Origin of the sequence: Limnohabitans sp. Rim47, from assembly GCF_001517545.1 — a bacterium.
Classification (GTDB): Bacteria; Pseudomonadota; Gammaproteobacteria; order Burkholderiales; family Burkholderiaceae_C; genus Limnohabitans_A.
Map to the genome: position 1 here is coordinate 221592 of NZ_FBYA01000002.1, position 15184 is coordinate 236775.

The window sequence follows — 15184 nt, forward strand, 5'->3', positions numbered from 1 at the left end:
GCCCTTTCACACATTGGGCTGCAGAGTAAGCCCCCCCGCAAAGGCCATCCACCGACAAACAATTGGGATCTAACAATTGGGATCTGACCCCAATAAAAAGGCATGGACCCCCTATCGGGTCGGGGAGGTGACAGTCAGTGTCATGCCCGCGCAGGCGGGTATTCAGGCATTACTCTGCCGCTTGCCGCAGAGTTTGCATGACCGGCTGGCGCAGCACGCCCGACAAGCTGAGGCTGCCCGCTGTCCACGCCAGCAAAGCGCCCAAGGCACCGCCCGCCAAGGGTGCCCACAGGGGCGGTTGCCAAGCAAACTCGAAAGCAAAACGGGCCAGCGCCCAACCCACCACCAAGGCCATGCTGCTGGCCATGAAGCCGGCCAACCAGCCCAGGCCCAACAGCTCGGTGCGCTGCACTTGCGCCAACAAAGAGCGCCCTGCCCCGAGCGCCCGCATGATGGCGTATTCGCGTTCGCGTGCCTGACGACTGGCGCCCACGGCGGCCAAGAGGACCATCAGGCCAGCGGCCAGCGTGAAGGCAAACAAATATTCCACCGCCCGGATCACCTGGTCCATGACGCGCTGAACCTGGGCCAAGGTGCTGCGCATGTCGACGCTGGTGATGTTGGGAAACTGGTTGACCAGCGCGTTGTCAAAACCCACCGCGCTGGCTGGCGAACGGAAGGCGGCCATGTAGCTCATGGGCAGGTCGGGCATTTGCGAGACGGGGAACATCATGAAAAAGTTGGCCCGCATCGACGTCCAGTCCACTTTGCGCAGACTGGTGATGCGCGCTTCGCGAGGCTGACCAGCAATGTCAAAGCGCAACTGGTCGCCCAGTTTCAGGCCCAGCGTGTCGGCAATGCCTTGCTCCACACTCACGCCGTCGGCTTCTTCGGGCACCCATTGGCCGCCCGTCAGGGGGTTGTGAGCGGGCAATGTGGCCGAGTGCGACAGGTTGATCTCACGGTCGATCAAGCGTTTGGCACGGTCGGCTTCAAAGTCGTTGGGGCCGACCTCACGGCCATTGATGGCCACCAAGCGACCCCGGATCATGGGAAACCAGTCGGGCGATTGCACACCGGCTTTGTTCAGGCTGGCCAAAAAGTCGCTGGCCTGTTCGGGCTGCACGTTAATGACAAATCGGTCGGGCGCGTTGGCCGGCGTGGCCTGCCGCCAACTGGCGATCAGGTCGGTGCGCAGCAACACCAGCAAAGACAAGGCCAACAAGCCGACCGACAAGGCACTGACTTGCACCACCGCGAACACCGGGCGTGCGGCCACCTGGCGCGTGGCCAGGCGCAACCAGCGCGGCGCTTGCTCGCCCGGCACGGTGCGCCGCAGCAGCCACAAAGCGGCGGCAGCCAGACCGGCAAAGACGAGCAAAGCGAACGCAAAACCGCCCACGGTGATCAAACCCAAAGTCAGGTTGCGGCTGACCATGAGCAAGGTCAGGGCAAAGCCCACCAAGCCCATGAACAAAACCAAACCCGAACGCACTTGCAAGCCGCCCAGGTCGCGGCGGATGACGCGCAATGGCGGCACCTGCGCCAACTGCAACACAGGCGGCAACCCAAAGGCCACCAGCAAAGTCAGGCCCATGGCCATGCCCATCAAGGCCGGTTGCGCTGTGGCGGCGGGCAGTTGGGCATCGACCAAGCCCGCCAACAAGACCACAAAACCCAAGTGCACGGCGTAGCCCGCCAGCACGCCCACGGCACTGGCCAGCAAGCCAGCGCCCAAAAACTCTAGCCCGTAACTCAAGGTGAGTGTGCGCTGGCTTTGCCCCAAAACCCTGAGCAAGGCACAGGCATCGAGCTGCCGTTCGGCAAAGCTGCGAGCTGCCAAGGCCACGGCCACGGCACACAGCAAGGCGGCCAACAGGGCCACCAAGTTCAAAAACTGCGACGCACGGTCCAGCGTCTGGCGCATTTCGGGACGGCCACTGTCGAGCGATTCGATCTGCACGCCGCGCACATGTGAGCGTTCGACCTCGGGCTTGGCCCATTGCACAAAGCGCTCGGCGTTGGCCGCATCACCCGCCACCGCCAATCGCCACGTCACGCGGCTGGCCGGTTGCACCAATCCGGTCGAAGCCAGATCGGCCGCGTTCATCATGACGCGAGGGGCAAAGGTCATGAAGCCAGCTCCCCGGTCGGGTTCGCGTTCAATGACGGCAGAAATGCGAAAACGGCGATCACCCAAGCCCAGCCATTGCCCAGTTTGCAGTTGCAGGTTGTCGAGCAAGGCCGGATCGACCCAGACCTCTCCCACCGGGGGAATGCCCAGATGAGCGGCGACGTGTGGGGCCGCTGCAGGCGCACCCGGCATGAGCTGCAACTGACCGCGCAAAGGGTAGCCCGGCTCTACGGCTTTCAAGGCCACCAAACGGCTGGCCCCGCCTTGTTCGGCCATGGCGCGGACCATGGTCGGAAAGCTCACATTGGTGTTGGTTTGCAAGCCCATGCTGTAGGCTTGCTGCACAAAGGCCGCCGGGGTTTTTTGGTCGCTGACGACCACCGCGTCACCGCCCAGCAATTGCCTCGCATCGCGCCACAAACCCGACTGCATGCGGTCGGCCAAAAAACCCACCGCCGTGAGTGCGGCCACCGCCAATGACACCGACAGCATCAGCAGCCGCAACTCGCCCGCACGCAAATCACGCCACAAATTGCGTCCACCCAGCCGCAGGCCGTGCATCCATCCTTGTTGTTTCATGTCGCCACCTTACCGCACAAGCTATTCACGTCGGCAGCCAAGGCATTTTTTAAAACCGCGCCAACATTCGGCCACATGGGAAACCGACCACAGCCCTGCGGCATCCGTGATTTCGTGGGCGCTAGCCCCTGATTGCGAAGGAGGGTCAGGCCAGTTCAGCTTGCCAGACCAGGCGCTCGGGGCCGCTGAAACACAAGAAGCGCTTGTTGGTGGCGCGACCGATGGCACACAAGCCCAGGCGCTTGGCGACGTCGAGACCCATTTGCGTAATGCCGCTGCGCGAAACGACCACGGGCACCCCCATCTGGGCGGACTTGATGACCATCTCGCTGGTCAATCGGCCTGTTGTGTAAAAGACCTTGTCTTGCCCATCGATGTCGTTCATCCACATCCAACCAGCGATGGTATCGACCGCGTTGTGACGCCCCACGTCTTCGACGAACATGAGCATTTGATCGCCCTGAAACAAGGCACAGCCGTGTACCGAGCCGGACGATTTGTAGGTGGTTTCTTGCAAGCGGATGGCATTGACCAAGCCATAGAGTTGGCCCTGTGTGATCTGGGCGGCGGGCAATTCGATCTCATCAATGTGGGCCATCAAATCGCCGAACACACTGCCCTGACCGCAGCCGGTGGTCACCACACGGTCGGCGCTGCGCTCAATGACCACATGGGCGTTCTCACGGGTCTTGACAGCGGCCACGCCAGGCTCACCCATTTCGCCCTCACCAATTGTCCAGTCCACCGTGATGGATTCGATCTGCTCGACCGAATCGATCAACCGCTGGTTGCGCAAAAAGCCCAGCACCAGCCATTCGGGCTCTGCACCCAAGGTCATCAGTGTCACCAGCTCTTTTTTGTCCAAATAGATGGTGAGCGCTCGCTCGGCGGGGATTTGCGTCTCGGATGTTTCGCCGAACTCATTGCATACAGACACGGTGCGCGTAAGAGGCGCACGCGCTCGGGTAATTTGGGGCTTGGACAAGACCGGTGCGGCCGCAGAAGCGTTTAGAACAACAGACATGGCTTGAGCCTAACGTAAAAATCCCCCGCCGTTGCCGACGGGGGATTTTCAGGACGTACGAAAAAAATCAGCCTTGAAAGCGATCAGCTTTTCTTGGCGGGTACAGCAGCGGGCTTGGCTGCAGCAGGGGCTGCGGCCGGCGCAGGCGCAGGGGCCGCAGCAGGTGCCGCAGCCACGGGCGGGGCTGGTTTGTAAGCACCGGGGTCCACGCAAGCCGGCGTTGCGGTAGGTGATGCCTTGCCCTTGCCTTGCGTCTTAAGGTAGTGCGCAGCCGCTTTTTCGCGTGACTTGCACAGTTGGTAGTCGGCTACTTTGTTGCCGTGCGCCGTTTTGGCGGCGGCTTCGGCCGCTTTGGCTTTGGCTTCTTCGCTGGGTGCGGGGAGTTTGGCCACAGCGCAAAAGCTGATGGCCAGTGCAGAGATGACAAGCAGTTGTTTTTTCATGGTGTTCTCCTGGCTCAAACCGAAGCCGTAGATGCAGCAGATGCGGTGGCAACGGGTGCCGATGACGCGGGCACAGAGCGCTGAGCCGGAATCTTGCCGGCCTTGACGTCGTCGTACCAGAGTTCATGGTGCTCTTTGGCCCAGGTCTCGTCGACGTAGCCTTCGCGCATGGCCTTGTAGGCGCCGCGCATGCCAATGGTGCCCATGTAGATGTGGCCGATGAACATGGCCATCATGAACAAGGTGGCGACACCGTGAACCATGTTGGCGATCTGCATGGTGCTGCGCTCATAAATGAGGCCAGGGATCAACTTGTCGAGCACCAAGCCGGACGCCACAACAATGGCCCCGAGGAACAACACGCCGCCCCAAAACACCACCTTCTCACCCGCATTGAAGCGGTGAGAAGGCACTTCGGTGTTCGAGAACAAGCCGCCGCCCTTGAGCAACCAGACCATGTCGTGTTTGCTGGGCATATTGTCTTTGAGGAAGGTGACAAACACCACCACCAGAGACACCGCAAACAAGGGGCCTGCAAAGTTGTGCAGGTTTTTCAAGGCATAGGTCAGCCAGCCAAACAAGGTGGCACCGATGACGGGCAGCAAAAAGAATTTGCCATACGCCATGACCACGCCCGAGATGGCCAAAGTCACAAATGCAATGGCGTTGGCCCAGTGGGCCGAGCGCTCGAACGGGGTAAAGCGTTCGATCTTGCGACCGGTTTCTTCACCATGCAGCTCGATCGTGCCCTTGCTGAAATAAAACAGCGCCATCGCCCCAACAGCGATCAGCAAAAGTGCCGCGCCATAAGGGATGATGATTTTGTTGCGCACCTGACGCCAAGACTCGCCCGCCGAAGCCAAGCGAGAACCGGGGTATTGCACAAAGGGCTGGATCAGGTTGCCGGCTTCTGGCGCCTCGCTTTTGGGCAAGCTGCTGTAACCGGTCACGCCCTGCCCCACCGCGCGCCACATGGGCGCGTTGTTGCCGGGTTGAACCTGGCCACGCTCAGCGTTGGTCTGGTCCTTGTACTTGGGATCGGCGTCGGCGCCCGGGGCCAATTGAAAGACATTGGCGCTTTTCACACCGAGGCTGGTTTCAGCCTGAGCAGCGGGCACAGCCGTTTGGGCAGAAACCCCCAACGCCGCCAAGGCCAGCCCAACAGTCAATAACATGCGACGCATGAACTTCTCCTTGGCGCTCACTTGGGTGCGCGAACGTGGTCGTTCATGCCGTAAGTGGCACGGGCCTTGAGGTGGTTGGCCCACCCGTCTTTGTCACCGGCTTTCCAGCCAGGTTCGGTGAAAGAGGCGACACCAGTGCCTTGATAGGGCGGCATGTCGGTTCTCACGCCTTTGACTTCTTGCGGTTTTTCGCCACAGGCGGTCAGCAAGGCAGCGGCGCAGACGATCAAAGCTGCTTTCATGATCAGGCTCCTTGTTTGGCTTGGTTACCGTAAGCGGTGCCCCAGCCCCAGACTTCGGCACCCTTGCCTCGGCTGATCACACGGCCGCGCAAGATGTCGGTGATGACATCGCCGTCACCGGCGAGCAGCGCTTTGGTCGAGCACATTTCGGCGCAAGCCGGCAGCTTGCCTTCGGCCAGGCGGTTGCGGCCGTATTTCTCGAACTCGGACTGGCTGCCATGCTCTTCAGGGCCACCGGCGCAAAAGGTGCACTTGTCCATCTTGCCGCGCACACCAAAAGTGCCTTGGCTTGGGAACTGGGGGGCACCAAACGGGCAGGCATACGAGCAGTAGCCGCAGCCAATGCAGATGTCCTTGTCGTGCAGAACCACGCCTTCTTCGGTTTTGTAGAAGCAGTTGACCGGGCAGACCGCCATGCAAGGTGCATCAGAGCAGTGCATGCAGGCGACCGAGATCGACTTTTCACCGGGAACGCCGTCGTTCAAGGTGACCACGCGACGGCGGTTCACACCCCACGGGACTTCGTGTTCGTTTTTACAAGCGGTGACGCAGCCGTTGCATTCGATGCAGCGCTCTGCATCGCAAATAAATTTCATTCGTGCCATCGTGTTCTCCTCAAGCCTTCTCGATGTTGCAGATGGTGGTCTTGGTCTCTTGCATCATGGTGACGCTGTCATAACCGTAGGTAGTGGCGGTGTTGACCGCTTCGCCGCGCACGATGGGCGCGGCCCCTTTGGGGTAGTGCGCCAACATGTCGGCACCTTGCCAACGACCCGAGAAGTGGAAAGGCATCCACACCGTGCCGGTGTCCACGCGCTCGGTGACCAAGGCCTGCACGTTCAGGCGTGCGCCGGTAGCACCCAACAGCCAGACGCGGTCGCCATTGCGAATGCCACGGTCAGCGGCTGTCTTGGGGTTGATCTCGACAAAAGCCTCTTGTTGCAACTCGGCCAGCCAAGGGTTGGATCGGGTTTCTTCGCCGCCGCCTTCGTACTCGACCAAACGTCCCGAGGTCAGGATGAGCGGGTACTTTTCGTGCGCCTTGTCGGCGATGTTTTTGTCCTGCACGGTTTTGTACAAGGTGGGCAGACGCCAGAAGGCTTTTTTGTCGTCGTGCGTGGGGTACTTGGCCATCATGTCCGGACGGGTGCCGTACAAAGGCTCACGATGCTGCGGAATAGGGTCGGGGAAGTTCCAGACCACAGCACGCGCTTTGGCGTTGCCGAATGGGTGGCAGCCGTGTTCTTTCATGAACACGCGGATCATGCCGCCCGAAGAATCGGTCTTCCAGTTCTTGCCTTCGGCCGCTGTTTTTTCGCCTTCGGTCAACTCGTCCCACCAGCCCAGTTTTTTCAGCAGGATGTGGTCAAGCTCAGGGTAGCCGGTGGTGATGTCAGCGCCCATAGAATGCGAGCCGTCTTCGGCCAGCAGGCTCTTGCCTTCACGCTCCACACCGAAGTTGGCGCGGAAGTTTCCGCCGCCATCCATGACGTGCTTGGACGTGTCGTACAAATTGGGGGAGCCAGGGTGCTTGAGCTCGGGCGTGCCGTAGCAAGGCCAAGGCAGGCCAAAGTAATCACCCGTGAAGTCGTAGCCGGTTTCCTTGTCTTTGCCGCCTTTGGCCTTCAAGGTTTTCACATCAAACACATTCATGTTCTTCATGTGGGCCTTCAGGCGCTCAGGGCTCTGACCGGTGTAGCCGATGGTCCAGACGCACTTGTTGATTTCGCGCAGGATATCTTCGGGCATGGGCTCGTCCATGCCCTTGACCTTTTGCATTTTGTAGTTCTTGGACAGCTCTTTGCCAAAGCCCAGCTTGTCGGCGAACTGCTGCATGATCATGTGATCGCTGCGGCTTTCCCACAAAGGATCAATGACCTTCTCGCGCCACTGCAAGGAGCGGTTGGACGCGGTGCACGAACCGCTGGTTTCAAACTGCGTGGCTGCTGGCAGCAGGTACACGGCGCGGTTAGGGTTCAGGTCTTCGGCCTTGCCCGGCATCGCGGCCATGGCGGCTGTGGCCGATGGATAAGGATCAACCACCACCAACAAGTCAAGCTTGTCCATGGCGCGCTTCATGTCCAGACCGCGGGTCTGCGAGTTGGGGGCATGGCCCCAATAAAAGACGCCGCGCAGGTTGCTGTCTTGGTCAATCAGCTCGTTGTTCTCAAGCACACCGTCAATCCAGCGGGACACGGTGATGCCGTTTTTGCCCATCATGGCGGGGCTGGCAAACTGCTTTTTGATCCACTCAAAATCAACGCCCCAAGCCTTGGCGAAGTGCTTCCACGAGCCTTCGGCCAAGCCGTAATAACCGGGCAGAGAGTCCGGGTTGGGGCCAACATCGGTCGCGCCTTGCACGTTGTCGTGGCCACGAAAAATGTTGGTGCCGCCGCCGGACTTGCCGACGTTGCCCAAAGCCAGCTGCAAGATGCATGAAGCACGCACGATGGCGTTGCCAATGGTGTGTTGGGTCTGGCCCATGCACCAGACGATGGTGCCGGGATTGTTCTCGTGCAGCATCTTGGCGATCTTGAAGACTTGGTCTTCTTTGACGCCACAGGCTTCTTCCACCTTATCGGGTGTCCATTTGGCCAGCACCTCGGCTTTGATCGCGTCCATGCCATAGACACGGTCGTTGATGTATTTTTTGTCTTCCCAGCCGTTTTTGAAGATGTGAAACAACACACCAAACAGGAACGGTATGTCGGTGCCTGAACGGATGCGCACGTACTCGTCAGCCTTGGCTGCAGTACGGGTGAAGCGTGGATCGACCACGATCATCTTGCAGCCGTTTTCTTTGGCGTGCAGCATGTGCAACATGGAAACAGGGTGCGCTTCGGCCGCATTGGAGCCAATGTACAAAGCGACCTTGCTGTTTTGCATGTCGTTGTACGAGTTGGTCATGGCGCCATAACCCCACGTGTTGGCCACACCGGCCACTGTGGTGGAGTGGCAAATGCGGGCTTGGTGGTCGCAGTTGTTGGTGCCCCAGAAGCTGACAAACTTGCGCAGCAAATAGGCCTGCTCGTTGTTGTGCTTGGAAGAACCGATGAAGTACACGCTGTCTGGGCCGCTGGCTTTGCGCAGCTCCAACATCTTGGCACTGATCTCGGTCAGGGCTGTGTCCCAGCTGATGCGCTCGTACTTGCCGTTGACCAACTTCATGGGGTAACGCAGGCGGTATTCGCCGTGGCCGTGCTCGCGCAGAGCAGCACCTTTGGCGCAGTGGGCGCCGAGGTTGATTGGCGAATCAAAGACCGCCTCTTGGCGGACCCAGACACCGTTTTCGACAACCGCATCGACCGCGCAACCCACAGAGCAGTGTGTGCAGATGGTGCGTTTGACTTCAACCTTGCCAGCCCCCAGGATGGCTGCGCCAGTCGCGGCTTGGGCTTTTTGCACCAAGCTCAGCTGCGATGCGGCCAGGCCCACGCCGACACCCAAACCAGAACGGCGCAAAAAGCTGCGTCGATCCAATGTGGGCAAAGCTTGCGACAAACCACGGCGCAGGCTGTGGATGAAAGGGGAAGATGCGACACCGGCCGTGCCGGTTTGTTTTTTGGTCAGCAACATGGAGGGCTCCAGTTGGAAATGAACAGGAAAGAGAGCGAAGGAGAAATCAGACGCGGGTGGTCTTGTAGTACTGCTGAACGTGTTCACTCAGCATGTAACCACCACCGCGTGTAGGTTTTGGCAAGGCCACAGCCACGGGGACTGCCTGCTTGACAACACCCGGCAAAACAGCGGACACAGCGGCTACAGCGCCAACGGTTGCAGCGCCCGAAAACAGGCTGCGACGCGAAAGAGGGGAAGTTTTGGAAGACATCAGAGACTCCAGGTAATGTTCAGCAAAACAACTAATGGCCTAGGCAATTAGTTTCATAGGACATGTTAACCGCGTCAATGGTGCTGCTCAAGGTCATAAACCCTTATGTGACTTGGGTACATGCTCAAATAATGAGCACCAAAAAGCTCATTTTCAACACGGCCAACTGCAGGACTCAGCGCAAGTGCTTGATCTTTTTAAGATTCAACTTTCAGATGACAGTTTCTCAACTCAAAACACAAATTTTTTCAATCAAGCAACCAAGTCGAATCCTTGTGACTCCACGCTGATGAAGGCTTCGGTGAAGGCGGCCAGCCGCGCATAAAAAACCGCCCGGGGCTGGGATTGCAGGGTCTGGCACATCGCGGGCAACCAAGATTGGACATGCTGGGTAAAAAACGCCTGCTGGCGGGTCAGGTTGGACACCGCTACGTCATCGCCCGCGATCAGGAAGCGCATGACCTCAAACACATAAGCCACATGGTCTTCGGTTTCAAACATGTCCTCGCTGCGGGCCAAACCGAGTTCGGCCAAGTCATCGCGCAAACGCACCAGTGGTTTTTCATTCAGAAAACCACTCAGGTAATGCGAGCCAAACAGATACACCTCGGGCTTGCCCACGCCGCCAAAGAGGCTGGTGAATTCTGCGGCAATCTGAGATTGGCTCAGGCTGCGGGCACTGGACACCAGCTCGCGCCAGGGCTCCTCCAAAAAGCCGCCGGCATCGGGTGCTTCGGTCACGGCCACTTGCAACTGGCTCAGCAGCTCGGCGCTGGGCGCTTGGTAATACAGCAGCGACAGCAGGCCATAGACTTCGGCGCGGGCGGTCTCTTCGTCCAGCGCGTGGCTGCTGGTGGACAGGTTCAGGTCTTGGCTCATGGCAAAAAAATCATTGGGGTTTGGAAGGCGACTGGGTGCCGCTGATGTGGACCTGGTTGGCGTCGGTGAACATGTCCACGACGCGACAGTCACCACACATTTTGAGGCGCTCGAGGGCCGCGCCCTGGAACATGCTGTGCCCTGCCAGACGGCCCAGCATAGTCTCGATGCCTTTGAGGGTGCCAAAAGGTTTGCTGCAACGAATGCAGGCATAGGGCGGGCTGCCGTGCAGCACGCGCGGTTGCTGGCGCTCGGGCACCAGCGACAGCCTAGACTGCAGCGCGATCGCGTCTTCAGGGCAGGTCTTGGCACACAAACCGCATTGCACACAGTTCTTCTCGACAAACCGGATCTCGGGCTGTAGCGGGTTGTCCTGCAGGGCTGACGACGGGCAAGCGCCGACGCAGCTCATGCACAGCGTGCATTTGCTGCCGTCGACCGTGATGGTGCCCAGTGGCGACCCTGCGGCGGGCAAGTCGAGTGCTTTGGGGCGAGTGGTTTCGTCCAGCGCCATCACGGGGGACTGGGCCATCAAATGGTCGATGACCAGCTCTAGGTTGCTGCGCTTTTCGGCTTGCACCGCATGGCGGGCGGCGATGGCCGGGCCTGTGGGCATGGCAGAAGCCTTGCGGCTGCGGGCACACAGTCGCTGCAAATCCCCGTCCAAAGAAGATGCGGTTTTTGCCTCGATTAATTGGAAGTGAACGCCGGTATAGCCCAGGCCGTTCAGCAGGCTTTGGGCCACGGCCATTTGTTCCATCAGCGCAGCGCGGTACTGCGGCGCTTCTTCGTGCGTGAGCAAGACCATGACTTGCCGTGCGCCATAGGCCACAGCCGACAGCCACAGCTCCATGCCCACGCTGGCCGTGTGCCACAAGGCCACTGGCATCACGCGGGCGGGCACACCTTGCATGACGCCCAGCCGCGCACCCCGGCCCAGCTCGTCGATCAAGGCCTGGCCACCGTCCTGGCTGTGCAAGAGCAAAGCGGCATCTCGCCCGCCTGCGGCCTGGTAGGTACCCAACAAGCTGCGGATCTTGGCGCCCTGCTCTGCCGGGCGCGGGTAGGCGTAGGTGAGTGCGCCTGTGGGGCAAGCCGTGGTGCAGGCACCACAGCCCACGCACAGGTTGGGGTTGACCACGATTTGCTGGCGGCTTTTGTCGGAGCGCACGGCTTCGGCCGAGCAGATGTCGATGCACGCATTGCAGCCGACTTGCTCGTTGCGGCTGTGAGCGCAGAGCTTTTGTTTGTACGCAAAGAAACGGGGTTTTTCAAACTCGCCAACCAGTTCACGCACTTTCAGCAAAGTTTTCAGGTCTTGGCCATCCCAGCGGAAATAGCCTTGGGGCAAAGCGTGCGCGCTGAAAGTAGGCGAGGCTTGGTCACCGCGCAAGTCCAGCACCACATCGAAGCGCTCGGTTTGGGGACGGGCAGCGCGGGTGAAATCGATGGCGCCTGCGGCCTCGCACACCTTGACGCAGTCGCGATGCGAGCTGCAGCGCGACAAGTCGATCTGGTAGTCAAGGCCAATGGCCTGTTCCGGGCAAGCGGCGACGCAAGCGTTGCAGCGGGTGCACAGGTCCAGGTCAATCGGGTTGCTGGCGTCCCACGACACGTCAAACGCGCCCAACCAGCCCTTCAGGCTTTGCAAACGCCCGGCCAACACCGGAAAGCGCCGCTCTTGGCTGCCGCCGGCCTTGCCCGGGCCCTGGGTAAATACGGTGACTTGCATCGCATCCGACAAGAAGCCCGCCGCGTGCTCGGCGGCATCCATGGCACCGATGATGAGCACGCGCCCTTCGCTTTTGTAAGTGACGGTAGGGACCGGCTCGGGCTCGGGCAGACGGGCTGCGGCCAGCAAGGCGGCCATTTTGGGCATGGCGTATTCGGCTTCACGGCCCCAACCACCGGTTTCGCGGATGTTGACAAAGCGAATGGGGGAGATCGCGCCCTCGGTCTGCTCGGCCAGTTCACTGAAAAGGCGTTTTTCCTGGGTGCAGGCCACCACCACGGTCTCACCGGTTTTCACGGCTTTCTGAAATTGCCCAGCCTCACGGCGGCACAAGGTCGTGTGCAGCGTCAGGTCTTCACCCAGTGCTTTGCCCAGGGCTTGGGCTTGCAGGGGCATGGTTTGGTTGCAGTTGCAAATCAGGGTGGTCATGTTCTATCGGTTCGGATGCCTGCAGCGCCGGAGTGGGCTGCGGTGCCTGGGTCATTGGGGATGGCGGCGACTGTGCCACAAGTGGCGAGCCTTCCGGCGCGTCAGGACTTTGGTCAGGGTTTTCCTGTACGTCGGTCGCATCGGCATGGGGCGTGTCGATCTGGGCCTTTTTAGGGAACAGGTTCAACAACTCGGCACCGACCATTTTTTCGAGCATGCCCGCAGGCAAAGGGTCTGGGGTGTTGTAGTCGCCGATGTAGATGTCGAGTCCATCCATCACGTTGAAGTGCGGATCGGTGAAAAGTTTTTTCATGGCCGCGTTGCGCACCTCACCAGGCACCCCTTGGCGCATGAACGTCTGAAAGTCAGAGGATGGCGTCAGCCCTTGCACGTCTTGCATGGTGGGCACTGGGGCTTGCGGCCCCTCGGCAGGTGCATTGGTGGCAACCAAGGCCGATCTCGCTGCGGTGCTTGGCTGTGGCTGTGGTTGTTCGTTAGCCCGAAGCTGGGGCAAAACGGCTGACGGAGCCGTTTGAGGTGGCTTGGCGGGCTCGGTCTTTGGCGTCTCGTTGGTATCAAGGCCCTGCTTGCGACGCGACCAACGACTTAAAAAGTGATCGCTCATGGGACCGGCCTTGCGCCTTTGCGTTTGCTGTCGGTGCTGACAGAGACGGGTTGGCCAAAACGGTCGGTCAGGCGCTGAAAACTCTGCGGGCGTTGGCGCTTTTTTTCTTCAGGTACAAAGTGCTGCTCGGCGAAAGCACGCATCCACTCGACCACGTCGGGAGAGGCCACTGCGGTTTCTACGGTTTCCTGTGCGTCCAGCCAACGGCCTGCATCGTGGTAACTCAGGCTCACGGCTTGTGGCACGGCCAGCGGCTCGCTGCCGTCTTCGGCGTCGATGACTCGCCACATGACGAAGTAGCACGGTGTGGGCGAGGTGGCATTGAGCCAATAGCCTTCGGCATCGTCGGCAAAAAGCGTCACCGACCAGCCAGGGTGAAGCCAAAGCGACTCCGTCTCAGCTTGGCGCAGCTTGCGGGGGGCTGCGCCAAAGCCGGCTTCGTTGGGCACCACATCGGCCAGCACCCAACGCCAAGCTTGCCAACGCGCCATGGGCCCTTGCACCGCCTCTCGGCGCATCAAAACAGCCACGTCAATTTGCGGACGAGAAGACATGAACAGCTAAACCCTTGGAGAAATGGAACATCAAGATGCCAACACATCGTCGCGTGTGGGCAAACTCAACAAGAATACCGTACCTTGGCCTGGCTCGCTCTCGAAGCTCAAATGACCGCCATGAGACGCCACAATCGACTGGCTAAGCCACAAACCCACGCCCATCCCTTTTGATTTGGATGTTTTGAACAGGGCAAATACGTCCTGTTTTTGAGCGTCATCGATGCCGCAACCGTTGTCTGCAATGCGCAAATCGATCCAGTCAGGGCGAACCTGCCCGGAAATTGAAATGCGGGAGGGCTGCACCGACTTTTCGACCAGTGCATCGATGGCGTTGTTCAGCAAATTGAGCACCACTTGCTGCAACTGGGTGGCGTCCCCTGTCAACAGCAAAGGCTCGTTCAAATTGAGGTCGATTTCGATGTCACACCGCTTGGCATGGGTGCGTGCGATGTTGACCACGTTTTGCACCTTTTGGGCCAGGTCAATTCGGGCATATTCACCCTTGCCGGTGGCAAACATGCTGCGCAAGGTGCGAATGATGGCGGCGGCTTGGCGTGTGTCTTCCCGGATAAGGTCGGCCAATTTGTGGGCTTCGGCCAGTGCGGCTTGCGGGTCACGGTTGCGCTGAAGGTGTGACTCAATCAGCTCGGTCTTGAGCACGATGGTGGTCAGGGGTTGGTTCAGCTCATGGGCGATGCTGGCCACCAACGCCCCCATGCCCGCACTTTTGTTAGACAGTGTCAGCTGTCGGATGATTTCTTCGCGTTCACTGAGAAGCACCGACAAATCTTCTGAGTGTTGCAGCAACAAAGCCGAGCGTTCCTGCTCACGCGCCAGGCCCTGCTCAGCCTGAATCTGACCTTTGTGAATCTGGTCCACAAATATTTGCATGAAGCCCACACTGAGCATGGTGACGGCGACAAACTGGCCCCCAAACACCACCGCTTGGTCCCAGGACATGTCGTACAAATCCACAGCACCCCAACCGCCCAATAATGCCAAGGTCTTGATGCCCAGACTACCCACCAGCAACCACCCGGCCAACTGCACGGCCCTGGAGCCAAAAGGGTCGTGCGTGACGCCAATGCGCCGTCCTGACACCACATATTCCAGGCAATTGAGGGTGTAAAACCCGTAAAAAAGAAGAATCACGCCGGCCTCGGAGCCACCCGAAAAGTAAAAGCCGTACGTGGCCAGCAGGTACACCCCGTAGAACGAACCCATGCCCCATAGCCAGCGGCGGTCGGCAGGTCCATCCAGAGAACGCAATGCGGCCTGCCTCCCGAAATTGCCCAAGGCCATGAACAACACGCCCCAAAAGACCACCGCATCGGTGGGCAAGAGGCCCCGGCAACCCAACACCCAAACCCCCAGCGCACTGAAGATGCCCGAGACACTCCACAACGTGACCAGCCCACTGCGGTAGCGCGCCATGCCATACCAGATGGCCGCGTGCAGCACCAGGTAAAGAAAAGCATCCATCCAGAAAATGGTTTGCACGTCAATGTTCAAGCGAAATCCCCCCCG

Annotated in this window: 13 protein-coding genes; all 13 read right to left on the reverse strand. The window is 59.8% G+C overall.

Annotation, left to right across the window (positions count from 1 at the left end):
• Positions 1-169 precede the first annotated feature (169 nt).
• The 13 genes from BN3544_RS05970 to BN3544_RS06030 all read right to left on the reverse strand — a co-directional run bounded on the left by BN3544_RS05970 (position 170) and on the right by BN3544_RS06030 (position 15157).
• Entirely contained in the window at positions 170-2713 is a 2544-nt protein-coding gene (locus BN3544_RS05970) for an ABC transporter permease (protein ID WP_019430044.1), read from the reverse strand.
• A 145-nt stretch (positions 2714-2858) separates the two neighbouring features.
• A complete protein-coding gene (locus BN3544_RS05975; protein ID WP_019430045.1) occupies positions 2859-3737 on the reverse strand; it encodes a formate dehydrogenase accessory sulfurtransferase FdhD in 879 nt (292 codons plus the stop codon).
• Positions 3738-3820: 83 nt separating this feature from the next.
• On the reverse strand, positions 3821-4180 hold the full coding sequence (locus BN3544_RS05980; RefSeq protein WP_019430046.1) for a hypothetical protein: 360 nt from the start codon (positions 4178-4180) through the stop codon (positions 3821-3823).
• Positions 4181-4194: 14 nt separating this feature from the next.
• Entirely contained in the window at positions 4195-5364 is a 1170-nt protein-coding gene (locus BN3544_RS05985) for a formate dehydrogenase subunit gamma (RefSeq protein WP_036075141.1), read from the reverse strand.
• A gap of 17 nt (positions 5365-5381) precedes the next feature.
• The gene (locus BN3544_RS05990) at positions 5382-5606 is read right to left on the reverse strand and encodes a hypothetical protein (protein WP_019430048.1); all 225 of its coding nucleotides are present in this window, start codon (positions 5604-5606) and stop codon (positions 5382-5384) included.
• Between the two features lie 2 nt (positions 5607-5608).
• Positions 5609-6211: a formate dehydrogenase FDH3 subunit beta gene (fdh3B, locus tag BN3544_RS05995; RefSeq protein WP_026036663.1), complete on the reverse strand. Its 603-nt coding sequence runs from the start codon at positions 6209-6211 to the stop codon at positions 5609-5611.
• 10 nt (positions 6212-6221) lie between these two features.
• Positions 6222-9182, reverse strand: a complete 2961-nt coding sequence (locus BN3544_RS06000) for a formate dehydrogenase subunit alpha (protein WP_019430050.1) — start codon at positions 9180-9182, stop codon at positions 6222-6224.
• Between the two features lie 46 nt (positions 9183-9228).
• Positions 9229-9435, reverse strand: a complete 207-nt coding sequence (locus BN3544_RS06005) for a hypothetical protein (protein WP_019430051.1) — start codon at positions 9433-9435, stop codon at positions 9229-9231.
• Between the two features lie 252 nt (positions 9436-9687).
• The gene (locus tag BN3544_RS06010; protein ID WP_019430052.1) at positions 9688-10314 is read right to left on the reverse strand and encodes a TorD/DmsD family molecular chaperone; all 627 of its coding nucleotides are present in this window, start codon (positions 10312-10314) and stop codon (positions 9688-9690) included.
• A gap of 10 nt (positions 10315-10324) precedes the next feature.
• A complete protein-coding gene (locus BN3544_RS06015) occupies positions 10325-12442 on the reverse strand; it encodes a 4Fe-4S binding protein (protein WP_019430053.1) in 2118 nt (705 codons plus the stop codon).
• On the reverse strand, positions 12402-13100 hold the full coding sequence (locus tag BN3544_RS06020) for a DUF3306 domain-containing protein (protein WP_026036664.1): 699 nt from the start codon (positions 13098-13100) through the stop codon (positions 12402-12404). Before BN3544_RS06020 ends, BN3544_RS06015 begins: the two co-directional genes overlap by 41 nt.
• Complete coding sequence (locus tag BN3544_RS06025) at positions 13097-13654, reverse strand: DUF3305 domain-containing protein (RefSeq protein ID WP_019430055.1); 558 nt, start codon at positions 13652-13654, stop codon at positions 13097-13099. The genes BN3544_RS06020 and BN3544_RS06025 overlap by 4 nt, the downstream gene beginning before the upstream one ends.
• 30 nt (positions 13655-13684) lie before the next feature.
• Positions 13685-15157: a sensor histidine kinase gene (locus tag BN3544_RS06030; RefSeq protein WP_197409904.1), complete on the reverse strand. Its 1473-nt coding sequence runs from the start codon at positions 15155-15157 to the stop codon at positions 13685-13687.
• Positions 15158-15184 lie beyond the last annotated feature (27 nt).